Raw genomic sequence first — 23,783 nt, 5'->3', positions numbered from 1 at the left:
ACTGCCACATTGGCCCCATCTGACACTAGAGTGCTTGCGTGGGCAAAGTCGCGTCAACCAAGACTTGGGGACGCGTGCTGGCAATCGTGGCGTCGCTGGTGCTCTCGGCCGCCATGATCTACGCCCAAGGCATCAAACCCAAGACGCCGTGCTGCACCGAAACCCCCACAGCCGCGCCGCCGGCCAGCCAGGAGAGCAGCACACCGCCCCCCAACGGACCGCAGATCGCCAGCGCCGCCGAGGCGGCGATGCTGGCCGGCAACGCACCAATGGCGGCCCAGGACTTTCAGATCGCGCTGCCGGCGGGCGTCGCACCGGAGTCAGGGCTGCAGATCAAGACCATTTGGGCGGCCCGCGCCATCAGCGTGCTTTTCCCGGAGATCAAGACCATTGGCGGGTTCCGGCAGGACGCCCTGCGGTGGCATCCCAACGGGTTGGCGATCGATGTGATGATCCCCGACCACGCCAGTCCGGAGGGCATTGCACTCGGCGACCAGATAGCCGGATTGGCGCTGGCCAATGCCAAGCGCTGGGGAATCGACCACGTTATCTGGCGGCAGAAGATCTACCTCGGCATCCGCTCGGGAAGTTGGACCGCCGACCTGGGCAACGAAACCCTCAATCACTACGACCATGTCCACATCGCCACCAATGGCGGTGGGTACCCGACCGGGCGTGAAACGTACTTCATTGGATCGATGACGCCGGCGCCGCCGGACTGATCGACATCGCACTCGCGGCTTTGAGATCCGTCGATAACAGGACCGTACCCTGATCTCTTCCCCGGCAGCATCCGCCAAGGTGGGTGGGTGGGTGAAATCTATTTGTTCACAGAGAGTTCGGTGAGCTCGAATTCACAGATGCAAATGAAATGGGCTGACAGGACGCATCCTGCCAGCCCACCCGTGCCAACATGTCAAGCTAGATGGTGGTAACTCCCATGGCTTGGGGCCCCTTCGCGCCTTGGCCGACCTCGAACTGAACCCGCTGGTTCTCCTCGAGTGACCGGTAGCCGCTGCCGCTGATTTCCGAGTAGTGCACGAACACATCCTCGGCGCCGCCGTCGGGAGCGATAAAGCCGAAGCCCTTATCGCTGTTAAACCATTTCACAGTTCCCTGTGTCATACCTTCAACTTCTCTCATTCAAAAGGATGTACCAAAAACACCCTGCCCGAGGGTATCACGCGTGCGAGCACGCCCAAGTCCCCCCGGGCTCGCCATTTTGGTTACAGAAACGCATTGAGCGACAATTTATTTCACTTTGTCCCCGCCGCTTCGCCCTTATTTCGGGTGGCCGGCGTGTATCGTCGGAGACAACACGCGCAGCCCGGCACTGGTGCCCGTCGCAGACACTTGCGTCTGACGATCCGAACACCAGATGTCGGATTGGCGCGAACGGAGGATTTTGTGGCAGAACGGTTTTCGGTGCGTCTGCGCCCGTTCCCCTGGCCTTCTTCCCCTGCTGTCGAGCCGGTGTCGACACCATGAACCGAGCCGTACGCACCCGTCGCCTGGCCAGCCCGGTCCGCGTGGTGCTGGCGAGGGACCTCGCCGGACCACTGGACGGTGCGTGGTGGCCGCATACGGCATCGATCGCCGACGAACTTCCCGAGTTGATCGGTGCCATCTCCCCTCGTCTGGGAGAAATTCGTGCCATTTCCATCAACTGGTCTTCATTGGAGGGTTCGCCGGACCTCGACGCATTGAACACCGTCACCAGGATGGATGCCACCAGGACGGTCGGTCACCAGCGTCTGATGACGATCTCTGGAGCCAAAGCTTCAGCGGGTCTCCTGGTGGTGCCGTGCCGCACCTCTACCGCGCTTGCTGTTGCCGTCATGCGTCAGGCGTCGGGCCTTCCAGTGCTGCCTGCCGATGCTGACCGGCGGGAATTCCGAACGGCGGACGAGATTGTCTGTGCCGCCCGAGCGGAATGCGCGCTCTGGTTCCAGCAATTGGGCGTACCCATAAGGACGCCGGCCGGTGAGTCACACCCCGCCGTGACCGTCTGAATGCCCACGTCGTCCCGAATGCGAGGAGCTTCGCTGGCCGAGCGGATTGCTCTTGACTGAGGACACGACGAGCCGGTTGCGCGCCGAACTGAGGCGAGTCGCCGATGAGGGCGGTCCCGGCGCGGACGACGCCGAAATCGCCTTGGGCAGTGGGCAGATCAGACAGCGACTGAGGTCGTCGATTCTCGCCCTGGCCCGGCACCGCGGGCCGGACAGCAGCATCTGCCCGTCCGATGCCGCCCGCGCGATCAGTGGCCAGACGTGGCGTGACCTGATGCCCGACGCCCGTGAACTTGCGCGGGAGCTGGTGGCAGCCGGTCATGTGGTGATCACCCAGCGCGGTGAGGCCCTCGACCCCAACGCGCAGTGGAGCGGCCCCATCCGGATCACGGCTCCGCGCACACGCGACGCGGACGTACGCTGACACCCATGGCGATCGAATCGACGATGCTTCCGCTGGGCACCACCGCGCCGCCCTTCACGCTCCCCAATCCGGCCACCGGCACCACGGTCAGCCTGGACGCCCTGGCCGGCCCCGCCCTGGTCGTGACGTTCATCTGTAACCACTGCCCGTACGTCCAGCACGTGGCGACGGCGTTGGCCGAACTCGGGCGAGACCTCGCCGATCAAGGTGTCCCGATGGTCGCCATCTCCAGCAACGACGTCGTCACCTACCCGCAGGATGGGCCCGAGCAGATGGTGGCGGAAGCGCAACGACACGGCTGGACGTTCCCGTACCTCTACGACGAGACGCAGGACGTCGCCCGCGCCTTCTCCGCGGCGTGCACGCCCGACACGTTCGTCTTCGACGGGGAGCGTCGGCTCGTCTACCGCGGTCAACTGGACGATTCCCGTCCGAAGAACGGTCTGCCTGTGACCGCGGCTGACGTCCGCGCAGCGGTGGACGCCGTCCTCGCCGGACGGTCGGTCGATCGCGATCAGCGGCCGTCGATCGGGTGCGGCATTAAGTGGCGCTGAGCGTCACCGGTCAATTGTGCGGCGGTAACCGCACCACCTCGACGAAGAATTCGTCGATCCGCCGGACGGCGTCGAGGTACTGGTCGAGGTCGACCGGCTTGGTGACGTAGGCGTTGGCGTGCAGTTCATAACTGCGCGTGATGTCTTCCTGAGCCGATGACGTCGTCAATACGACGACCGGGATGTGCTGCAGGTCCGGGTCGAATTTGACCGTTTGCAAGACGTGCTGGCCGTTGTACTTGGGCAGATTGAGGTCGAGCAGGATCAGGTCCGGGCGTGGCGCGCTGCGGTGGCTTCCGCGCCGGTAGAGGAAGTCCAGGCCCTCCGCGCCATCGCGCGCCACGTGCAGAGTGTCGGCGATCCGGTGATGCTCGAACGCTTCCCGGGTGATCAACTCATCCCCGGCGTCGTCCTCGATGAGAAGCACGTCGATCGGCATCAGCACACCTTTCCGCGAGACGGCCGGCGAAGTTGACTGAGCCTGCCGTTTGAATGTCGCTATAGGTGCTGATGCTCAACATCGACAGCTTCCCGGGTAGTCATCCCTACCGCGAGTACCAGGCTCACCATAACGGTTTGCCGCAAGCCGCGCCGAAGGCGGGAATGCGGATCTCAGCGGCGACGTTGCCGGATGGGCTTGGGTGTGCCGGCGGAAGGACTTCGAGATGGCCGCAACCGGATTCCACGAGGGTGAGCTGGCGGCACAGCGCCGGGCCGGTGTCGAAGCCCAAGCCCAGCGGCTGGAGGGAATGCTCGGCCACGCATCACTGTCGTCGGGTGCTGCCGGGTTCCTAGCTCAGCAGACGTTTGCGGTGATGACGGCGCGTGATCGCGAAGGGCTGTTATGGACTTCACCGCTGACCGCGGCCACCGGATTCCTCCAGGGTCGTGGCGGCGTTCTGAACGTCGGCAGCACGTTCCGCGAAGGCGATCCGCTGAACGGAATCCTTGCCGGTCAGCGGGTTGGCATGATCGCCATCGACTTCGCATCCCGACGACGGATGCGGCTCAACGGTGTCCTCGCCGCCGTCGACGCCGCCGGGATGGTTGTGCAGGTCGACCAGGCATTCGGCAACTGCCCGCAGTACATTCACCCTCGCACCGTCGACGTGCCGACGCTGCGGACAACCCCGCCGACCGGCGCGCGGCACGAGACATCGTTGGGCGAGGCCGACCGGGCGCTTGTCACTGCGGCGGACACCTTCTTCCTGGGCACCACCCACCCCACCCGCGGGAGCGACGCGTCCCATCGGGGCGGGCCACCCGGCTTTGTCATCGTCGACTCCCCCGGGCAGCTGTGGTGGCCGGATTACCCGGGCAACAACATGTTCAACAGCTTCGGGAACCTACTGGTTGACGACGAAGCGGCCCTGTTGTTCGTCGATTTCGAAACTGGTGCCTCGTTGCACGTCTCGGGGCGGGCGCAGGTGCAGTGGACTATTCCTGATGGACCCGGCGCCGACGGCGCGGCTCGCGGTGTCCGATTTCGGGTTGATTCCGTTGTCGCGCTCGGCAATGCGATGGTCAAGGGAGCGGAGCGGTCCAGCTGACCAAGGTCACGCCGCTCGGGAACGTCCTTGGCACGCCGGCCGGCCGGAATCCGGAAAGCACTGTGCCATCGGGAAATAATCTTCGACCCCGGCCCTGTACGTATGGGTAAACGAAGAGCCGGTATTCGTCGACCAGGCCGGCCGCGATCACCGAGTGGCAGAGGGTGATGCTGCCGGTGAGCACGATGTCGCCACCCGCTGCCGCTTTGAGCGTCTTGACGGCGTGCAGGGTATCGCCGGCCAGGATTGTCGAGTTGTCCCACTGTGGGTCAGTGAGCGTGCTGGTCACCACATACTTGGCGACGCTGTTGATGTAGTCGGCGACACCGGTGGGGTCGTTGGTCTGATCCGGCCAGTAGCCGCGGAAGTCCTCGAATGTCTGCCGACCCAGTAGGAGGGCGTCGGCGGTTTGGTCTTGGCGACGCACTTCGGCTATCAGCTCGTCGTCTTGAAAGTGCGGGTCGAACCAATCCTCGAGCATCTCGATCGAGCCGTCGAGCGTGATGTTCTGGGTGATGATCAGTGGGCGCATATGAATACCGACTTCACGTCTGCGCCGGACTCACCGCGCGGGTCTCCGTTAAGCCTGCGCTTGTTCGTCTTCCGGCTGCGCAGGTTCGACATGGACCAGTTTGTTCAAGCCACTCATGGTCAGGACGGAGATCAGCAGCGGGTGCGCGATGAGTTGGATGTGGTCGGCGCGATTGAACAGGGCATTGATGGCGGCGCTGTCGAGATACTCGACCTCGCTGAGGTCGACGGTAAGCCGTTCGCCGGTGCTGGCGGCCTCGCTGGCGGCGGTTCCGAGCGCTTCGTCGAACGCGTCGACATTGCTCAAGTCGATCTCGCCCAGGGCGGTCAGCACGAGCCTTCCGTCCTTGGAGCGCGCATTATCCAAGGTGAGCGCCGTCGGCATCAGTTGATCCTCGTCGCTAAACGCACTGTTGTTCCGGCGGATTCGGGCTCGATGGCGACGTCAAGCATGAGGCCGCGCATCAGCGTGATACCCCGCCCACGGCTGGGGTAACTCGCGGGGTCCGGCGGCTTCCAGGTTCCAGTGTCCGTGATGGTCAGTTCCACGTGATCGTCGAGTGCGGTCGCATCCAGGGTAATGGAACCGCCCGGATAGTGGCGATGCCCATGTTCGATCGCATTCGAAACCGCTTCGCCCGCGGCGATCAGCACCTTCATGGCCTGTTCAGGGTTCACCTTGGCTTTGGTCAACCACCTGCGCAGGGCGGTCCGGGTGGCCGCGAGGTGATCCGGGTGGGCCGGGAAATGAAGCTCCAGGGGGGCAGGGTGGCGATAGAGCATCAAGACCACGTCGTCTTGATAGCCTTCGCTGGGCGCAACCCGGGACATGACCTGATCTGCTAGCTGGTCCAGCGTCGCCGCCCGGCCATCGTGCACGACGCCCGCAACGTTGTAGATGCCTTGTTCGATTGCGGTGCGGCGCCGTTCCACCAGCCCGTCCGTGTAGAGCGCGAGGGTCGAGCGCGCCGACATCGATATCCGCGCTTCGGGGCGGGACCAATCCGTTTTCATCCCCAACACCAGTGAATGGCCCCCGTCAAGCAGTTGGGTGGTGCCGTCGGCGTGAACAAGGATCGGCGGTGGGTGCCCGGCGCTGGAATACACCAGTTCGCCCGTGTCGGGGTTGAGCACCACGCACACCGCGGTGGTGCATTGGGCGCCGGGCAGGCGGGCGGCGAACCGGTCCATTCCGGCCAGCACTGCACTGGGGCTGGAGTGGTCGAACAGCAGCGCACGGCAGGCACTTCGTACCTGTCCCATCACGGTGGCGGCGGCCAGCCCATGACCGACACAATCGCCCACCACCAGCGCAATGCGTCCGTCCTCCAGGTCAACGACGTCGTACCAGTCACCACCGACCTGCAGCGGCGGGCTGGCAGCCTGGTAACGCACCGCAAAGCCGGACGGCAACTCCGAGGGACCCAGGATCGCGTGCTGCAGTGCCAGGGCGGTTTCGCGTTGCTGATCGACCTGGTGCACGCGCTGCAGACCCTGGCCGAGACGGCCGGCCAACACCGTCAGCAGCGTCTGATCTTCCAGGGTGAACAGCCGTTGTGCGGGCAGGTCGATCCGGACGACCAGCACACCGTCGGGATGCTGCAGCGCGATGCCCGCCGTGCCGGGCTCCGTGGCGGTCACGGTGAGCAGGTCGCCGTCGCGCAGCGCGGTGAGCGTTTCCTTCGTTTGCTCCGACAGGTCATCCCAGTAGGCCTCCTCGCCGACTGAGACCACCACCGGCACGGATGCCAGGACCCTCGCGGAGGGATTGCGGGTCGGGAACGTGATCGCCAGAACCCGGCGGGCCCGCCAGAGCCGGCGCAACTCCTCGGCCGCCGCGTGGACCGCATCGTCGACCGTATCCGCCTGGGCGAGCTCCTGGTTTAGCGCATGTTCGCGGCCGGCCGCCAGGGCCAGCGCGATCGCGGCGTGCCGAGCGAAATCGCTGACCAACTGGAGATAGTCATTGTTGAACGGCGACTGGTGCGGTTGACGCGCGACCGCGATCACACCAAGAACCGCGTCATTGGCGATCAGCGGCATGACGATCGCCGAGCGTTCACCGACATCGGTGAATCCCTCGATCGGGTACTGGAAGGAATCCGTGATGAGCGGAAGACCGCGACGCGCGACACCACCCGTGGTGGAGCCGGCCATCGGGACCTGCCGGCCGATGACCTCGGAGGAGTACCGCCCGGCGGTCGCAGCGACGACAAGGGTGTCAACCTCGTCGGCAGGCACGTTCGGCTCCTGCGGTACCAACAAGATCGCTTGCTCCGCTTCGGCCAGCTCCAGGGCCCGGTTCACGATCAACTGCAACGGCCCGGTCTGCGGGTCACCCGAGAGCAGGGCAGTGGTGATCTCCCGACTGGCATTGGTCCACTTGGAGGCTTCCCGTTCGCGAGCGAAGAGCCGAGCGTTGTCGATGGCGGCGGCCGCCGCCGTGGCCAACGCCCGCACCGCGTTTTCGTGAATATCGGAGAACGCGTGTCCTGGCCGGTCATCGCCAAGATAGAGGTTGCCGAATTCAGCTCCCCGCACGGTGATGGGTATCCCCAGCAGCGCCCGCATCGCGGGCACTTGCGCGAGCAACCTGGTCGCTTCCGGGAGGTCGCTCAGGTTGTCGACGCGCATACCGCCGGACACCGGCAAATCGGCCAGTCGCCGTGCCGAGCTGTCGTCCATACCCTCGTGCACGAAGGACACCAGAGTGCCGTCGGATCCTCGTATCCCGAGCGCCCCATATCGCGCACCGGCCAGCTCCATCGCCGCCTTCACCACACGACGCAACGTCACGTCCAGATCCAGGTCCGAGCCGATCTCGACGATGACCCTCAGCAGGTGTTCCAGCTGATCGCGCGCAGCCACCAGCACGTCGATCTGTTCATGGATTTCGCTTGGCAGCTCGCGCTCCTCTTGCCAGGTGAATGCGGATTCATCCCGGTCTTCGTCCATAGATAGAAACCTAATCGGTTGGGTTGGCCTTCTTGCGTTTGGACGCGCTGCGCCACACCCGTGAGAAGCTCCGGCGGAAAACAGCGACCCGCGAGCTCCCGGCCGGTATCTGCGGGCGTACCCAGAATCGGGCTCTTGAAACGTCAGTGCGGTCCGCGGCGCGCCGCGATATCGGTTGCGTCGGCGATGCCGCCGGTCCATACCGCCCCGTGTCCGGTCAGCACGATCTTTGCCTCGGTCGACCTGAGCGCGGTAAGGGATTCAAGTGCCTGAGCGCTGTCGGCCGTGGCGGCCCCGGACACGATCTGCGGGCCCGCCCCGCCCGTGTAGGGGTCCAACGTCACCAGGGCATCACCGGTGATCACTGCGTCTCGGTCCGGGAAGTACAGCGCGGTGTGGCCGAAGGTGTGCCCCGGAGTGAACACCGGCACCGGCTTTCCCGGCACGTCGAGGGGTCGCCCGACGTCGAATACGTGCACGTCATCGATGCCCTTGGTGGCAAGTGCCCCGGCCAGCGTCATCCTGGCGATGATCGGCAACGACTTCGGATGGGTCAGCGGCACCGCCATGCGGTTGCGTTCGTGCCGGTATCGCAGCGGGTGGGCGGCCAATTCTTTCTCGTCGCTGTGCGTCCACACCGGTAGACGCCATTCCTTCTGGATTGCCGCGGCGGCGCCGACGTGATCGAAATGCGCGTGGGTGAGCACCACCGCCGCCACCCGGTCCGGCTGCGCCCCGACTTCGGTCAGCAATCGGCCCAGGTGTGGCCACACACCTGGGAGACCGGCGTCGATCAGGGTGTACTCGCCGCGTTCGCCCTCCACCACGTACAGGTTGACGTATGCATGCTCAATGCGATGGATGCCTTCCGCAGCGTTTCGGTGCAGCGTCGCCATGTTCAATCACTCCCCGGAGCAGAACTCGAACGACTGCAGTACCCGGTGGCGCGTCAAAGAATCACGCTGAAGAATCCCACTAGAAATCAATGTCCCGTCATCGCACGGGAGATACGAGCCCGTCGACGGTCCGCTTGGCCGCTGTCAGCACCTTCTTCCGCGCCGCTGGATCTGGCATCGCACGGGAAACGGACACGGCCCCGACAAGCAGCGCGACGATGCTCCACGCCCGGCGCTCGCGGTCGGCGCGCGTTCCGTCGAGGAGCTCGGCGATCCGGGCGGCCAGTGCGCCGATTTTGCGCTCGTAGGCCTGCTGGGCCGCTTCGCCCGCCCGGGCCACGTCCGCGCTCAGGGCCGGCATCACACAACCGTCTTCCGGCGCCTCAACGTGGGCGAGGGTCAGGTAGTTCGTCAGAAAACTATTCAGCTGCTTACGCCGCTCGGCATCGGTGCCCGACTCAGTAGCGGACAGAAACGGCTCCCCGACCCCGGCCTCGACGACCGCCTCGAGCATCGCTTCTTTGTTGGCGAAGTTGGAGTAGAACGCACCCGAGGTCACTTCGGCGGCGGCGGCGAGGCCATCCACGCCCACCCCGTTGAACCCGGCGACCTTCATCGACCGCATGCCGGCCCGAAGGAGCGAATCACGCGCCTTCGCCTTCTGATCCGGTGGGTATCTCAAGTCATCCTCAACTGCGGCTCTGGGTGAATCTTCAACGCAAGTCTACCCACATAGCATAACCATCGCTATTTCAACGCCCCGCTCAGCTGGCGAACCGCTGTCGATGTTCTGGGAACCTCTTGGCAAAAGAGTTAACAGCTTGCTGCGCGCAACGCACCGGCGACGCATCGCCCGTGTGATTCGGCCACCCGCATCGTCCTCATCGACCGCCGAGCTACATTGCCTGTCAATACGTTTCGCCGGGGACTCGATGCGTCTCACATCCGACCGAACCGCGTTCGCGGTGCGTTATCGCACCGGCTAGCAAAGGTATTGGGCGCAAAAGGACCACCTTGCTGGTCTGTGCGCACTCACGTACGGTTCGTTCCACAACGACCGTTATGTCGTGATCCGCAGACAGGAGCAAATACCACATGGCAGAGCCGAAAGGCATATTGGCCGGTGAGCTGCGCTATGACTTCATCGTTTGCGGGTCAGGCACCGCAGGTGCTGTGGTAGCAGGCCGCCTCGCCGAATGCCCCGGCGTTCGAGTGCTGCTGCTAGAAGCCGGCGGCAGTGACATCTCGCCGACCGTGGCGATGGCCAGGCAATGGCCGCTGAACCTCGGCACGGCGCTGGACTGGAACTTCCACACCATGCCCAGCAATTCGGTGAACGGTCGATCCCTGCAGATGTCGATGGGTCGGGGACTCGGTGGGGGTTCGAGCATCAACGCGATGATCTGGTCCCGCGGGCACCGTTCCGACTGGGACCATTTCGCCCAGGAGTCCGGCGATCCGGCGTGGAGCTACGAGTCCGTGTTGGACATCTACCGGCGGGTCGAGGATTGGCAGGGCGCCCCTGAGCCGCGTTACCGCGGCTCACGCGGTCGCATATTCGTTCAGTCCGCGCACAATCCCCATCCGATCGCCTACGCGATGCTGGACAGCACCAAGTCCCTTGACCTTCCGATATTCGACAGTCCCAACGCAGAGATGATGGAGGGCCCGGGTGGGGCGGCCATCACCGACCTCCTCGTGCGCGGCGACGTCAGGAAGTCGATCGCGCGCGCCTACTTGATGCCGCAGCTCGGTCGTCCTCAGCTCACCGTGCTGACCAATGCAACAGTGACGCAGCTGACTACCGTGGGCACCTGCGTCACCGGAGTGGAGTTCTTGCACGACGGCAACCTGTACCGCGCCGAGGCCGGACGTGAAGTGGTGCTGTCCCTGGGTTCGGTGCACACCCCAAAGGTGTTGATGCAGTCCGGCATTGGCGACCAAGCCCAGCTTCACCAGCACGGCATACCCGTCGTCGCGCACCTGCCCGGAGTCGGGCAGAACTTTCAGGACCACGTCAGATTCGATTGCGTCTGGGAGTCCGAGGAAGCCATCACACCGCACAACAACGGTGTCGAGGCAACCTACTTCTGGCACAGCGACCCGGGACTGGACTCCCCGGACATACAGACGTGCCAAGCTCAATTCCCGACCTCCTCGAGCGTCGAGAACACCAAGCGGTTCCCGCCGCCGCAGGCCGGCTGGAATCTGTCTCCCGCACTCGTTGCGCCCAAGAGCCGCGGCGAGATCCGGCTGACCGGACCAAATCCGCAGGACCCCGTCGAGATTCACGCCCGGCTGCTGTCACATCCCGACGATGTCGAAGCGGCAGTCACGGCCATCGAACTCGCCAGGGCCATCGGCAATTCCGCCGAACTACGGCCCTTCGCCAAACGAGAAGTGATGCCCGGTCCGCTCAAGGGCGTCGAGATGCGGCGCATTGTCCGCGACGCCGCCTCGACCTGTTGGAACCCGTCGGGCACCGCCAAGATGGGTCGGGATGCCCTGGCGGTTGTCGACGGAAGCCTGAAAGTGTATGGCGTGGAACGTCTCCGGGTAGCCGATGCATCGGTCCTGCCGCGTATCACCACTGGCGGCACCCAAGCGCCCTGCGTGATCGTCGGCGAGCGCGCGGTGGAATGCCTGCGTCGCGAGCACGGCCTGCCGGCACCCGGGCAGCACCGGGCGTACGCGTTCAGTTAGTCGTCGTCTTTCTTGTCTTTTTTGTCCTTGTCTTTTTTGTCCTTCTTATTCTTCTTGTCCTTACCTTCGTCCTCGTCGTCCTCGTCGTCCTCGTCGTCGGAGTCGTCGGAGTCGTCCTCGTCGGAGTCTTTCTCGTCGTCTTTGTGGTCGTCGTCTTCGTCGTCGGAGTCCTTGTTGTCTTTATCGTCGGAGCCCTTCGAGTCACTGGACCCCTCGGATTCCTCGGCCTTGTCCGCGTATTTGTCCAGCAACTTGGCCAGGGCGCGAGCCTCATCGGGTGCCAGCAAATCTTCGAACACCTTGTCGTCGCTTTCCGAGATGCGCTCGACGTACACCGAGTCATCCGCCACCCCGACGTCCCACCGGCCACCCTCTTGACGAGCCATTCCATGCCGCCTTTCGACTAGTTATCCGATTGCCAAGCTGTCGCACCGGTTGTTTACCCAATTTCACCTCGCGTTATGACTGCGATCGGTCGACGCCGATTCCCTCGGCCGCAAAATTGACCGTGCCCTCCCGCGCCGGGAGTGACAGGATATTGACGTGGACGAGCGCGATGTCCCTCGCCGGGACGGTCACGGCCGCAGGCAAGCCGCAGCTATCGATGCGCTGTTGGATCGCGCGGTGGCGGCAATCGACAGCGGCGATCGAGCAGCGGCCACCGCTCTGGCGGGGCAGGTGCTGGCCGCCGACGAGGGTAATGCCGACGCCGAGGAGTTGTTGGCGGCCCCGGCCCAGGGCGGTGAGATCCGCCGGTTGACAATACTTTTCGTCGATCTGGTGGACTCCACCGCGTTGTCGACCACCATCGAGCCAGAAACCTATCGCCTAGTGGTCGGCCGGTACCGCGAGCACGTGCTGACGACCGTGAATCGCTTTGGAGGCCACATCGGCTCGACCCACGGCGACGGGCTACTCGCCGTTTTTGGGCACCCGGTTGCGCACGAGGACGACATGCGTCGAGCCGTGCTTGCCGGGCTGGAGATCAACCGTGCGGTAGCCAAATTGAGCACCCAGGTCAAGGCACGCTTCGGGTTCGAAGTGCGGGCGCGGGTGGGCGTGCACCGCGGTGTCGTCTACCTGGATACAACCCAGGCCGACGTGTACGGCCTCGGCGCCAATCTTGCGGCCAGGGTGTGCGGTCTGGCCCCACCTGGCGCTGTCGTGATCTCGGAGGCTGTAGCGCGGCTCGTCCGCGATGCGTTCGAACTCGAGTCCTGTCCCGCGGCACCAGTGAAGGGTGTGGCCGGTCTCATCGATCATTACCGGGTGCTCGGTGAGCGACCGGTACCGGCACGGGTTGCGCAGGGACCGATCGTCGGTCGGTCACGTGAGTGGCAGCAGCTGCAGGACAGTTGGGCGCAAGCACAGGCGGGGCAGTTGGACACGCCGGGAATCGTGTTCTGCGGGGAAGCGGGGATCGGCAAGAGCAGGCTGGCGACAGCGGGCGAGGTACTGGTCAGGCAGTCCGGGAACGCCGTGCTGGAGCTGATCGGATCGCCGTTCCATACCGACGCCGGTATGCACCCCGTGCGTGCGCTGATCGAACGTCATTGTGGCATTGGCCGCCTCACCGCTCCGGCTGAGCGCCTGGCGATGTTGACCGCCGAAATGGTCAGGGTGGGCCTGGACCCGGTCCGCTTCATTCCTTTGCTGGCGCCGGTGCTCAGCATCGACCCCCAACACGGATATCAGGCGGTCCCCGACCAAGGGCCTGAGCTTTACAACCTGATTTCCGAAGCGGTGCAGAGCTATCTGTTGGCCTGGTTCGGCACCGAACCCGGTCTCGTAGTCGCCGAGGACGTGCACTGGTTCGACCCCGCAAGCCTTGAGGTGCTGGGCGGCTTACTCAGCGCGGGCCAGGGCCGCCTGCTGGTGATCGTCACGGGACGCAACCGAGACTGGCTGCCGGATAGGTGGCCGGTAAATGTGTTTGAGCTCCGGCCGTTGACCGAGGACGAAAGCGACGAGCTGATCGCCGCCCTCAATCCGGCATTGACACCGCAGGAGCAGGCCACTGTTCGGTCCCGGTGCGACGGCTTGCCGTTCTACATCGAACAGGTGGTCGCCGGGATCACCGAGGTTGGTGTTCCCGAAGCGCTCTACGAGCCGCTGTTCGCCCGACTCCGCGCGAGCGCCCAGGTGGTGCCGGTGGTGGAGGCGGCGGCCGTCATCGGTCGTTACGTCGATACCGGCCTGCTGCGATCCGTAGTCGACATGAACGATGACGACCTCGACCGCGTCGTCGGCGAACTCGCGGCGGCGCAGGTGCTGGAACCGTGGAAGGCCGACGGTTGGCGGTTCCGTCATGAGCTGCTGCGTGAAGTGGCCGTTGAATTGGCGCCGCCCACCGTTCGCCGAAGACTGCACGCCCGGGTCGGTGACGCCCTATGCAGTGTGGGCGGCGAACCCGACTGGGGATTGGTCGCGAACCACTACACCTGGGCCGAGCGATTCGACGACGCCGCATCAGCTCATCGACAGGCATCAGCGGCAGCACGGCGGCGCGGCGCCCTGACCGAGGCACGGACGCATCTTGGCCACGCGCTGACGCAATTGGACAGATGCCCGCCCAGCCCCGATCGCGACCGCCGGGAGATTGCGCTGCGTTTGGGCCGAGGATTTCTCGCCGGCAGCGCGGTCAGTCCGTCAAGCCCGGTCGTCGCGCCCGACCTGGAACGGTGCCTGCAGCTGGTCGGCGCCGAAGTGCCGACCAATAGCCGCGGCCGGACATCCACCGCGCAGGAGCTTTTCGCGACACTGGGAGTCTTGACCGGTTACTACACGGGGCGTGCGGATTTGAACCGCGCAACTCAAGCACTCGAATTGCTGCGCGCCGCCCTGGATCAATGGCGTCCTGGTTTCTGGCCCCGACTCGCGGCGTGGTCAGGGGTGCTCGCCTTCCTGCGTGGTGAGTTTGCCGACGCCGCCGCACAATTGGAGCTCGCGACCGGCCGCGGAGCGATCGACAACCGGGAGACCGAAACGGTTGGCTTTTTGCCGATCGATCCGATCGTTGCAGCCCGCATTCATCTGGCCTTGCTCCGGATGGTGCAGGGCGATGTTCCGGCCGCCGAGAACGAACTGGCGCTTGCCGCGCGCTGCGTCGAAGGCATCGGCTTTCCGCAGGGCCCCTACAGCCTTGCCTATCTGCGCTTCGCGGAGATTTGGGTGCGTACCGAAGCCGGCCAACTCGACCGCGCGTCGACACTGGCGGCCGAGATGATCGAGGACGCATCGCGGCACGGCTTCGACCAGTGGCGATTGCGGGGCACGATTCAAAGGACCGTCGTCGACGCCCTGCTGACATTCGCCGAAACCGGGCCGTCATCGGCCTTTTCGGATTACGTCTCGCGGGTCAGCGATTCGGTCGATGAACTGCGTGCCGCTGACCTCAACGTCTATCTGCCTTTCTTCGCCGGCGCACTGGCGCGGCTGCTGATCGCCGCCGGACGGTTCGACGACGCCCGAGCCCGCCTCGAGGAGTCGTTGGGGCTGGCGCGCGAGACGGGAATGTGTTTCTACGACGCCGAACTGCAACGGCTGCTTTCACATACCCGGCAGGATCCAGCGCGCCGTGGTGAGGACTTACGGCGCGCGCTGCAGTCGGCTAACCGCCAAGGCGCATACTTGTTCGAATTACGTTCTGCACTAGACGATTTCGAATTGCGTGGGCAAGCTGCGCGATCCGCTCTCGCCGAAGCGATCGGCCGCGTGTCGGCCGAGAGTGCGCTCGTCGAGTCCGTCAAAGCCACTGCGGCGCTTGGCGCAACCTGACGCTGCGTGCTTGGGGAAGATGGAGACGTGCCCGAGGGTGACACAGTGTATGCGCTGGCGCGCCGGCTCGACACCGCACTGCGCGATCGCGTCCTGATCCGGGGCGAACTGCGGGTACCGGCGCATGCGACCGAGGACCTTGCCGGGCATCGCGTGCTCGGTCACGTCACACACGGCAAGCATCTGCTTACCCGGCTGTCTGGTGGCCTGACCTTGCACACGCACATGCGAATGGCAGGGTCGTGGACGGTGTCGGGCTCTGGTCGCTGGTTGCCATCGACCGTCATGCCCGATGTCCGGGTGGTGCTGCGCACGGACCGTCCGGCGGCGTACGGCGTCCGGCTACCCGTGGTCAATTTGTTGCGGACGCGGGACGAGGCGGAGGTGATAGGCCATCTCGGCCCCGACCCGCTGCGTGCGGACTGGGATTTGGCCGAAGCCATCCGACGGGTCGCAGCTGACCCCGACCGGCCGCTGGTGGCCGCGCTACTGGACCAGCGGTGCGTGGCCGGCTTCGGCAATCTGTGGGCCAACGAGCTGTGCTTCCTGCGAGGGCACAGCCCGTGGACAGCGGTGGGCGCTGTCGACGTGTCGGCGTTGCTCGACTTAGGGGCACGCGCGTTACGGCATTCGGCGACCGTCCCCGGTGCGATGCAGGTGACGACGGGAAGACGCCGCAAGAGCGAACAACATTGGGTGTCCGGACGGGCAGGACGGCCATGTTTTCGCTGCGGCACAACCTTTCACGTTGTCGACGAGGTTCCTAACGATCCAGAACGCCGCCGCACGTGGTGGTGTCCGACCTGCCAGCCGGGTCCGCACCCGCCATCTCCGCGATCCCGCACTGACAGCAAACGCCAAGGTTCGGTGTGATGCACTGACAGCAAGGCAATTCCGTCTCGGGCCGACCGTCGGCCACGGCGCATTTTGGGGATTGCATGCTGGGGGAAAGCCGAATGGCTGCACACCGCGGATCGATGCTTCGCACTGCGAATTGGCTGACGCACCTGGCACTTCCGATGCTGGCCCTGTGGCTCCTCCTGAAGCATCCCGCGGTCGACCTGGAATGGGACAATCGGATAGCGCACTTTGTGCTGGTGCTGTCCGCCTCGTCGATAAGCGTGGCACTTGGCGTAGTGATAGCCCGTGCGGCTCGTGCGCGGGACGACGCCCGTCTGTGGCTGGTGTCGCTGGTGTTTGTGACGACTGCCGGGTTCTTCGGTGTTCATGCACTTTTCACGCCAGGAGTGCTGACGGATACGTCCGACGCGGACTTCATGTTTCCGACGCGAATGGGGTTGGTGCTTGCGGGCGTGGTGGCACTGGCGTCCGCCACGACGTTCAGCCCCGCCAGAAGCGCCGGGCTTTGGACGCTGCGCCGCCTGCTGTCCGGGCTGGTCTGGGCATCCATGGCGTTGTGTGCGGTGGTGGTCTACTTCGGAGTACTGGAACGCGTGCCGGACCAGGAGTTGGTCGACAGGGTGGAGCACGATGCGGCGCTGATCGGTGGAGCACTTTTCGCGACGGCAACGGCCGCGTATTTCCCTATCTATCGCCGCCGGCCCGCGGTCGTGTTGATGTCTGTCATGACCGCTTTCGTGTTGCTCGCGGAGGCCTCGGTGGCGCTGGCCGTCGGGATGAGTTGGCATGCCTCGTGGTGGCTTTGGCACCTGCTGATGACGACGGCGTTCTGTTTCATCGCCTACAGCGCTCGAGTCCAATTTCACCGGGAAGGTTCAGCGCGTGGGTTGTTCGACGCCCTCGCGACCCGGGAGACCATTGCCGCGCTGCGCAGCGACTACAGCATGGCGTTGGACGCAATGGTCGACATGATGCAGCGTCGCGAGCTTGGCGAGCAGGTGCCCTCGAGCGCTGTGACCATAGGCCTCGCCGACCGGTTCGGCTTGTCCGAACAGCAGGTCGCCGTTCTCAAACGGGCCGCGGAAGCGCTTGGCGCCGAGCGCGAACAACTTCGCAAGCTCGGCAAGCTGGTTGCAGTGGGCGAGGAATCAAGCGTGATTCAGGACGAGGACGCCTTGCTCGGCCGCGTGATGTCGGCCATCACCGACGCCTTTCCTCGCGATGACATTCGATTGGCCCTGGTGCATGCCGGCGAACTGCACTTCGACGACTCCCCTGGCCCAGACCCCAAGACGTCGGGCGCGGTGACTCTCAAGCTGCCGCTCGAGGTGAAGGGCCAGATCGCCGGAATGATCACCGTCCGGCGACCGGGCGGCGTCTTCCCCGACTCCGATGTCGCGCTGCTGCGCTCGTTCGCCAGTCAGGTCTCAATCGCGCTGGAAAATGCCCGTCTCTACCGTCACCTCAACGACCTCTTTCGCAGTTACATGTCCCCCGCTGTCGCGACCGCGCTGCTCGCCGACCCCGACCAGGCAGGACTGGGTGGCGCGATCGTTGATGCGACGGTGTTGATGGCCGACCTGCGCGGGTTCACCGCGTTCGCCGAAGCTCATTCCCCGGTCCATGTGGTCACCATGCTGAACACCTATTACGGGGCGATCGTTCCGGTGATTCTCGAGACGGGCGGCACCATAACGCAATTCATCGGTGACGCGGTCATGGCGGTGTGGGGGGCCCCAGCGCGGCACACGGATCACGCCCTGCGCGCCGCCCGCGCCGGATTGGCACTGCATGCGGCCGTCGAGCGGGCCGCCGCCGAGCACGACGACTGGCCCCGGTTCCGGGTGGGGATCAACACCGGACCGACATTGGTCGGCAACGTCGGCGCCGCGCAGATGCGCAGTTACACCGCGATCGGCGACACGGTAAACCTGGCCGCGCGGTTGCAGGATCTGGCCAAGCCGGGTCAGGTGGTCGTCGGACACGGGACGGTGGTCGCACTCGGCGAGGCGGCGCGCGTCAGTCAGCGGCGTCGGGCCAAGGTCAAGGGCAGGAGCGAGCCGGTCGAGGTCTACGTATTAGACGACATCTGCTGACGCACAATCCGTTACCCGATCAGGCTTTCTCCTGAGGCACCTCGGGTTCGTAGCCCCCGGGTGGGGTCGGTGCGTTGAGATTGAACCGGACGCCGAGCATCCGGATCACAAAGCACACCGTCCCGGCCACCGCCGCGGCCGGCAGACCGTAGACGTCCAACCGCATGGCGGCCACAGTGATTGCGGCGGCCGCCATGGCGGGGATCGCGTACAAATCGCTGCGCAGCACCGTCGGGATCTGGAGGACAAGCGTGTCGCGGATCGTGCCGCCGCCGACGGCGGTGACGACACCGAGCAGCAGCGCGGGCGCGACTCCGAGCCCGTATTCGACGGCCTTGCTCGCGCCGATGACCGCAAACACGCTCAGCCCGATCGCGTCGAGCACGGTGATCGCCGTGCCCAGCCGGTCCAACCGTCGGCTGAGCGCGAACGCGATCAGCCCGCCGGCCCCGGCCAGCGCGAAGTAACGCCAGTCCCTAAACGTGGCCGGCGGGATGGAGCCGATCAAGACGTCACGGATGACCCCGCCGCCCATCGCTGTGATCAGGCCGAGCGTCACCACCCCTACGATGTCGAGGCGCGCGACTCGTACCGCTGTCAGCGCGCCGTTCAATCCGAAGACGAACGTGCCGGTGAGATCGAGGACGAGGAGTAGCTGGGCTTCGGCGCTCACGTGAAGTGCTTATCACGAGTTCGCCGGTTAACCGCCGTTGACCAACTCCGCGAGGAACTGGGGCAACCGACCGGCGCCGAAGTCGTAGAACCGCGCCCAGAGCGGTTCGATCGAAATCCGCACCATCTTTCCATATGTCGCCCGCACAGTGCGTTCGAACTCTTCGAGTTCGGGCCCGTCCATCGAGTTTCGGGCGGATTCGAGATATTCCTCGGTGACACCGCTGACGGCATCCAGCCTGGCGAGGCCACGCACCAACAGCGCCTTCGCCTCTTCCGGTGTGGATCCGCCGTCGATGGTCAGTGCGACTTGCGGGCGGGATGCCAGTGCGCGGGCTTTGGGTGAGGTGGGGGCAGTGGAGACGACGATGCGCTCGCCGGTCCAGTGGAACCCGACGGGGATCACCCGGGGAAATCCGTCGTGTCCGTTGTAGGCCAGCCGAGCCATGGAAGCCGAGAGCAACTCTTGGGCGCCGGGGTGGCCGAGCTCTTCGGCCAACTGCTGCCTGTTCATCATGTTCGTAGTCCTACCCCGACGTGACCCGAGCGATAACAATCGGCTTATGGCAACCGAACCAACACGCCGGCAGCCCGACCCCAAACGGCCACCTGTCCAGGTTACGCGGGAGGATCTGGAGCGGTTCGGCGACGAGGAGCAGGTGCGCGAGGCGTATGACGAGGGCCGGCTGCGCGACGAGCGACCGCCCCACCACGACTAGCGCGCGGATCGGCCCTGTTGAGCCGCGTCAGCTCTTCCACAATTTGAGCACCCGGGTGTTGCCCTTATCGACGACATAGACGTTTCCAGCCCTGTCCACGGCCACATCGCCGGGCTTGTTTAGGCCAGTGAAAGGCATTTCGATCGGGTCTTTCGCGCCGGAGGGCAACTTCAGGACACGGTTGGTGTCCTCGTCGGCGATATACAGCATGCCGCCACTGTCGACGGCCAGCCCGGCGGGACCTTCAAGCCCGGAGATGGGCGGTTCCAGCTTGCTCGGCTGGCTCCTGTCGGCATCCATCTTCAGCACGCTTGTTTCGGACTTGCCGTAATAAATGATGTCGACAGCAAGCAGATACACCGCGCCGTCTCGGTCAACGGCCATTCCGGCCCGGTTGCTTAGCCAGGCGTCACCGTTCTTTATGTACTCCATCTTCGAGGAACCTGCTGGCAGCTTCAGCAATTGGACGGAGTCCATGCAGTACACGGCGCCCTTGGAGTCAACCGCCACCCGGGTGGGGCGGTTGCCGTCGTTGAAGCCGGTGAAGGGTAGTTCTGTTGGGCTTTTCGCACCGGAGGCCAACTTCAGCACCCGGTTGTTGCCCGTGTCGGCGAGGTATACCGTGCCGGAGCTGTCAACGGCCACACCGTGCGGGTTGTCGAGGCCGGTGAAGGGCAGCTCAACGGCGGTGGTCGAACCCGCTGCCAGCTTCAACACTCGATTGGCTGTTGAGTCGGTTACGTAGACCGCGCCGGAATTGTCCACGGCCACACCGCCGATATCGCTCAAGCCGGTGAAGGGCAGCACCAGCTGGCCCTTTGGCGAATCGTCAGATGAGTTGTGGAACAAGAGGATTGCCGCCATTGCGGTGATTGTCACGATTGCGGCCGCGATGCCGGCGATGATCCACGGCCGAGTGCGCCGGGACTTGACTGGCCGCGGCTGTAGGGGTGGACCCCAGGACGGTGGAGGACGCCGCGGGCCGCTACCGGGGGCCGCCAAGTGTCCCGCCGACGGATGGGGGCCCGGCGGCGGTTCGGGCGGATACGGTTGCGGCGGATGCTGCTCGCGTTCCGAGGGTCCTGGTGGCGAAACCATGGCGCTCTGACGATACGCGCTTGTGCCGGGTACGGCCGCTGTTTGCTGAAGCCTCGCAGTAGCTTTTCCGAGACTTGTTCTCCCGGGCGCTTGCTGAAGGACAATTCGGGCGAATGTCTAAGGTCTGCAACCGCGATCGATGCACTATGCGTGTCGAGATCGCTTTCGCCCCAACACCAGACGGCACGGTTCTCCAATGTTCTTGAGTTCGCCGCTACCGGTGCGGTGGCGATGAGCCAGATGTTCTAGTGCCGTGTCTTCTAGCTACCGACCACCGGAATCGCTTGTCGATCTTGGCGAGGACATCGGCCCGTGGCACGATAATCCGGTCGCGCCGTCCCGCCCGCGACGGCGCCGCGCGGGAAAGGAATTGCCACGGCCTCACGTCGTCCGGAGCTGTCGAGCATGGCGGATGATTATGCCCGACATGCCCTTTCGCAACTTGCCGCCTTCGAGGCCACCCATCCCGCCGTCCTGGCTGCCGCGCAGCAACTTGCGGGCGAGCCGGTGCTTCGGGTGGCTGATCTGGGTGCCGCCGACGGGGTGAACTCGCACGGGCTCATCCGCGATCTCGCGGCGTTACGCGACGGGCAGCCCTTCACCTACGCGCTCGTCGATCTTCCGACGAACGGTTGGAACGTCGCGGCCGGCCATGTGACGGAATCACACCGGCTCGTCGTGATTCCGGCGCGTGGTCAGAGCGGACCAGGGATCGCGGACGAGGGATCCGGCGCACACTTCACTGAGCCGGAAGCTCACGGCGAGGCCTGTCGACAGGCCTTAGATCGGGATCCAACTCCTGCGACGGTCGTCTCCATGGCGGGAATTCCCTTGCATCAGGCGCCTTGCCTGCCGTCAGGCACCGTGCACATCGCGGTGACAGGAACGTGCATGCATTGGGTCCCCGACGCCGCCGGCCTCGCCTCGAGCGGGTCGATCTTCCCTGGCTACCCCGATCATGTGGACGCGGACGAACGCCGCGCTTGGCGTGTCGCGGCGGAGCGGCATTGGCAATGCCTGCTTGAGATGCGCGCAGCCGAGCTCGCGCCGGGCGGGTGGTTCATCGCCGCCATACCGGCCTCCCCCACGCCATGCCCCGACCGGACGGGGCTCTACGTCGAGATCATCGCAGACATGAACCGGCTGCTCGCCGAATGGCGCAACGCGGGCCACATCGGCAGCGCCACCGTGGAGGCGGCCGTCGTCCCGGTCTGGTCACGCACGCTAGACGAGTTCTGCGCTCCCTTCGAGGTGGGTGGCGGGCATGTGAGTGGACTGGAACTCGAAAGCGCCGAATTGTTCCGGCTTGACAACCCCTATTGGCACGACGACGCGGCGGTGTTCGCACGGAACTACGTCAAAAGCATCACCGCCTGGGGCGGGCCGCTGTTCCTGCGTGCGTTCGCGCGCGAAAGTGAGTCACGCGCTGCCGATCTCCTCGCCGACTTCCTCGGCGAGCTCGAGGATCGTGTGGCTAAGGACCCGAGCCGGTATCGCTGGGATTACGTCGAGGCGTTGCTCATTTGCAGAAAGCGGGGTTAGCCCGGCCGGCCGTCTAGGCAGCATCGAAGGGATCGCCGAGCGTGGGGCTTACGGCGGCGTCGAGAGCGATTCGCATACCTGCGGCCCACGCTCGACGCGCCCCCTTCACATCCCTGGTCTTCAGAGTTGCTAAATGGTGTTTAGAGCGGCTCTCCGATGTCGGGCAGTAAGGCGATGTCTTGCGGCTTGCCGTATCGGCGAAACATCTCCGCGGTCTCTCGGACGTTTCTTCTCGCCCAATCAATACTCAAATCACTAAGCACCCGGTACTCGTACTCGAAGCGTCCTGCTCGATCTCCGACCAGTTCGGCGGCCTGATGCGAAACCACGCCCTGGCAGTACCAGTAGAGAAGGTCATCGAGGCTGCGACACGGTCGAAGCCAAGTTTGCCCGTTCGTAATACGTGAAATGGTATGAACCGTCTTCAGCCACAAAGATATTGAGGTCATCGTTGGTTCTCAGTCCGACTTGGATGGGACGGACACCAAGTATCTCTGACAGCCGATTTACCTCGCGCTGCAGTTCGTCAGACTTATCGACCAAGGGGCAGCCCGCCTCGGCGTGCCTTCAGCCCTCGTCGTTCAACTGTGGCTGCATGGCGCCGCCATTGCCGGTGTGAGAGCCTCCAAGGCCGGCCGTTGCCGCCCTGCCCACAGCGCGCCCGTGTAGACGTCCTAGGGGCCGGTCCTGGTGCCGACACCTGTGCCATCACCTCCGACACCGCACGAGCCCGGCGTCAGTATCGTCGAGATCTGGCTGAACGTCTGCACGATTCCATCAACGACGCTCGTGGGCGTAAGCACGTGTCGCATCGCGCACGCCCCGCCATCCGTGTGCTCCCATCCGGTGCCGTTCCACGTCACGGTGCCGCTTTTACCATTCGCCGTCAGCGTCGCGTCACACATAGCGCAGTCCGATGCGAAGTTGATGACGAACGTCGCTGTCGCAGTCCGGAACGTCGATGTGATCGAGTAAGTCCCATTCAGCCTCGGCCCGGCCGGCGGGGGCGGTGGGGGCGGTGCCAGCGGCGCCAACGCTGCGGCAGGTGTCGTCGTCGTAGTGGTCGTCGTCGCCTGAGAGGCAGTTGACTCTTTTGAATGGGGCAGCAGCAGAATGATTGCCGTGATGGCGGCGATGACCGTGGCCATGACGCCTGCGCCGAGTAGTATCTTCCCTTTGCCAGCCCCGGCAGCCGACCCGATGCTCAGCGGCGTCGCGGTTCCCGCCCCCGCCCCGGCAGCCGACCCGATGCCCAGCGGTGTCGCGGTTCCCGCCCCAGCCCCGGCAACCGACCCAATACCCAGCGGCGTCGCGGCTCCCCCCCCACCCCCCGCCACCCCCCCAAAACCCCCCGGCGGAGCGGGCCCCCCCCCAGCCCCCGGCCCCCCCCCCC

The 23,783-nt window shown here is 65.0% G+C and carries 23 protein-coding genes and 1 pseudogene; 11 read left to right on the top strand and 13 right to left on the bottom strand.

What is annotated here, in order from left to right:
• Positions 1–38: 38 nt before the first annotated feature.
• Positions 39–722 (top strand): VldE C-terminal domain-containing protein, encoded by a 684-nt coding sequence (locus tag A5645_RS01075; protein WP_065128192.1) that lies wholly within the window; start codon positions 39–41, stop codon positions 720–722.
• Between the two features lie 199 nt (positions 723–921).
• Here A5645_RS01075 and A5645_RS01070 read toward each other — a convergent pair whose 3' ends face one another.
• A complete protein-coding gene (locus tag A5645_RS01070) occupies positions 922–1,125 on the bottom strand; it encodes a cold-shock protein (protein ID WP_036360491.1) in 204 nt (67 codons plus the stop codon).
• Positions 1,126–1,484: 359 nt separating this feature from the next.
• Here A5645_RS01070 and A5645_RS01065 point away from each other — a divergent pair, with 359 nt between their 5' ends.
• The 3 genes from A5645_RS01065 to A5645_RS01055 are packed head-to-tail and all read left to right on the top strand — an operon-like array spanning position 1,485 to position 2,990.
• Positions 1,485–2,012 (top strand): DUF5994 family protein, encoded by a 528-nt coding sequence (locus tag A5645_RS01065; RefSeq protein ID WP_065128191.1) that lies wholly within the window; start codon positions 1,485–1,487, stop codon positions 2,010–2,012.
• Positions 2,013–2,064: 52 nt separating this feature from the next.
• Complete coding sequence (locus A5645_RS01060) at positions 2,065–2,436, top strand: DUF3253 domain-containing protein (protein ID WP_253866821.1); 372 nt, start codon at positions 2,065–2,067, stop codon at positions 2,434–2,436.
• A 5-nt stretch (positions 2,437–2,441) separates the two neighbouring features.
• Positions 2,442–2,990, top strand: coding sequence for a thioredoxin family protein (locus tag A5645_RS01055; protein WP_065128190.1), 549 nt, complete (start codon positions 2,442–2,444; stop codon positions 2,988–2,990).
• 10 nt (positions 2,991–3,000) lie between these two features.
• Here the strand turns inward: A5645_RS01055 and A5645_RS01050 are convergent, their stop codons facing one another.
• Positions 3,001–3,429 (bottom strand): response regulator, encoded by a 429-nt coding sequence (locus tag A5645_RS01050; protein ID WP_065037114.1) that lies wholly within the window; start codon positions 3,427–3,429, stop codon positions 3,001–3,003.
• Between the two features lie 226 nt (positions 3,430–3,655).
• On the opposite strand from A5645_RS01050, the gene A5645_RS01045 reads away from it, so the two are divergent.
• Positions 3,656–4,540, top strand: coding sequence for a pyridoxamine 5'-phosphate oxidase family protein (locus tag A5645_RS01045; RefSeq protein WP_065128197.1), 885 nt, complete (start codon positions 3,656–3,658; stop codon positions 4,538–4,540).
• Here A5645_RS01045 and A5645_RS01040 read toward each other — a convergent pair.
• From A5645_RS01040 to A5645_RS01020, 5 genes are all read right to left on the bottom strand, one after another.
• Complete coding sequence (locus tag A5645_RS01040) at positions 4,515–5,072, bottom strand: dihydrofolate reductase family protein (protein ID WP_065128189.1); 558 nt, start codon at positions 5,070–5,072, stop codon at positions 4,515–4,517. The two genes, A5645_RS01045 and A5645_RS01040, sit on opposite strands and share 26 nt — an antisense overlap.
• 48 nt (positions 5,073–5,120) lie before the next feature.
• Positions 5,121–5,456, bottom strand: a complete 336-nt coding sequence (locus tag A5645_RS01035) for an STAS domain-containing protein (protein WP_065128188.1) — start codon at positions 5,454–5,456, stop codon at positions 5,121–5,123.
• Positions 5,456–8,026, bottom strand: a complete 2,571-nt coding sequence (locus A5645_RS01030; RefSeq protein WP_065128187.1) for a SpoIIE family protein phosphatase — start codon at positions 8,024–8,026, stop codon at positions 5,456–5,458. Before A5645_RS01030 ends, A5645_RS01035 begins: the two co-directional genes overlap by 1 nt.
• Before the next feature lie 143 nt (positions 8,027–8,169).
• Positions 8,170–8,922 carry an MBL fold metallo-hydrolase gene (locus A5645_RS01025; RefSeq protein ID WP_065128186.1) on the bottom strand — a complete coding sequence of 251 codons (753 nt, stop codon included), beginning with the start codon at positions 8,920–8,922 and terminating at the stop codon, positions 8,170–8,172.
• A 97-nt stretch (positions 8,923–9,019) separates the two neighbouring features.
• Positions 9,020–9,604: a TetR/AcrR family transcriptional regulator gene (locus tag A5645_RS01020; protein ID WP_155770168.1), complete on the bottom strand. Its 585-nt coding sequence runs from the start codon at positions 9,602–9,604 to the stop codon at positions 9,020–9,022.
• A gap of 413 nt (positions 9,605–10,017) precedes the next feature.
• Between A5645_RS01020 and A5645_RS01015 the strand changes: the two genes are divergently transcribed.
• Positions 10,018–11,625, top strand: a complete 1,608-nt coding sequence (locus A5645_RS01015) for a GMC family oxidoreductase (protein ID WP_065128185.1) — start codon at positions 10,018–10,020, stop codon at positions 11,623–11,625.
• On the opposite strand, the gene A5645_RS01010 is transcribed toward A5645_RS01015, so the two are convergent.
• Positions 11,622–12,011 (bottom strand): hypothetical protein, encoded by a 390-nt coding sequence (locus tag A5645_RS01010; RefSeq protein ID WP_065128184.1) that lies wholly within the window; start codon positions 12,009–12,011, stop codon positions 11,622–11,624. The genes A5645_RS01015 and A5645_RS01010 overlap by 4 nt on opposite strands.
• Before the next feature lie 157 nt (positions 12,012–12,168).
• On the opposite strand from A5645_RS01010, the gene A5645_RS01005 reads away from it, so the two are divergent.
• The 3 genes from A5645_RS01005 to A5645_RS00995 all read left to right on the top strand — a co-directional run bounded on the left by A5645_RS01005 (position 12,169) and on the right by A5645_RS00995 (position 18,359).
• Complete coding sequence (locus A5645_RS01005; protein ID WP_065128183.1) at positions 12,169–15,402, top strand: adenylate/guanylate cyclase domain-containing protein; 3,234 nt, start codon at positions 12,169–12,171, stop codon at positions 15,400–15,402.
• Between the two features lie 27 nt (positions 15,403–15,429).
• Positions 15,430–16,275: a DNA-formamidopyrimidine glycosylase family protein gene (locus tag A5645_RS01000; protein WP_065128182.1), complete on the top strand. Its 846-nt coding sequence runs from the start codon at positions 15,430–15,432 to the stop codon at positions 16,273–16,275.
• Positions 16,276–16,358: 83 nt separating this feature from the next.
• Positions 16,359–18,359: an adenylate/guanylate cyclase domain-containing protein gene (locus A5645_RS00995; RefSeq protein WP_065128181.1), complete on the top strand. Its 2,001-nt coding sequence runs from the start codon at positions 16,359–16,361 to the stop codon at positions 18,357–18,359.
• Between the two features lie 19 nt (positions 18,360–18,378).
• Here the strand turns inward: A5645_RS00995 and A5645_RS00990 are convergent, their stop codons facing one another.
• Positions 18,379–19,032, bottom strand: a complete 654-nt coding sequence (locus A5645_RS00990; RefSeq protein ID WP_065128180.1) for a trimeric intracellular cation channel family protein — start codon at positions 19,030–19,032, stop codon at positions 18,379–18,381.
• Positions 19,033–19,059: 27 nt separating this feature from the next.
• Positions 19,060–19,545: a pyridoxamine 5'-phosphate oxidase family protein gene (locus tag A5645_RS00985; protein ID WP_065128196.1), complete on the bottom strand. Its 486-nt coding sequence runs from the start codon at positions 19,543–19,545 to the stop codon at positions 19,060–19,062.
• Between the two features lie 49 nt (positions 19,546–19,594).
• Between A5645_RS00985 and A5645_RS28010 the strand changes: the two genes are divergently transcribed.
• Positions 19,595–19,750, top strand: a complete 156-nt coding sequence (locus A5645_RS28010) for a hypothetical protein (protein ID WP_172830438.1) — start codon at positions 19,595–19,597, stop codon at positions 19,748–19,750.
• A 27-nt stretch (positions 19,751–19,777) separates the two neighbouring features.
• Here the strand turns inward: A5645_RS28010 and A5645_RS00980 are convergent, their stop codons facing one another.
• On the bottom strand, positions 19,778–20,629 hold the full coding sequence (locus tag A5645_RS00980) for an NHL repeat-containing protein (protein WP_172830437.1): 852 nt from the start codon (positions 20,627–20,629) through the stop codon (positions 19,778–19,780).
• Between the two features lie 624 nt (positions 20,630–21,253).
• Here A5645_RS00980 and A5645_RS00975 point away from each other — a divergent pair.
• Complete coding sequence (locus A5645_RS00975) at positions 21,254–22,390, top strand: hypothetical protein (RefSeq protein ID WP_065128178.1); 1,137 nt, start codon at positions 21,254–21,256, stop codon at positions 22,388–22,390.
• A gap of 140 nt (positions 22,391–22,530) precedes the next feature.
• Here A5645_RS00975 and A5645_RS28460 read toward each other — a convergent pair.
• Both A5645_RS28460 and A5645_RS27470 read right to left on the bottom strand, forming a co-directional pair.
• Positions 22,531–22,864, bottom strand: a pseudogene (locus A5645_RS28460) (Imm63 family immunity protein).
• A gap of 200 nt (positions 22,865–23,064) precedes the next feature.
• The gene (locus tag A5645_RS27470; RefSeq protein ID WP_155767791.1) at positions 23,065–23,538 is read right to left on the bottom strand and encodes a hypothetical protein; all 474 of its coding nucleotides are present in this window, start codon (positions 23,536–23,538) and stop codon (positions 23,065–23,067) included.
• Positions 23,539–23,783: the final 245 nt, after the last annotated feature.

It is taken from the genome of Mycobacterium asiaticum (assembly GCF_001673635.1).
In the GTDB taxonomy this organism is placed as follows: Bacteria; Actinomycetota; Actinomycetes; order Mycobacteriales; family Mycobacteriaceae; genus Mycobacterium; species Mycobacterium asiaticum_C.
Note: the sequence above shows the minus strand (reverse complement) of the source record. Positions and strands in the feature narration are given on the sequence as shown.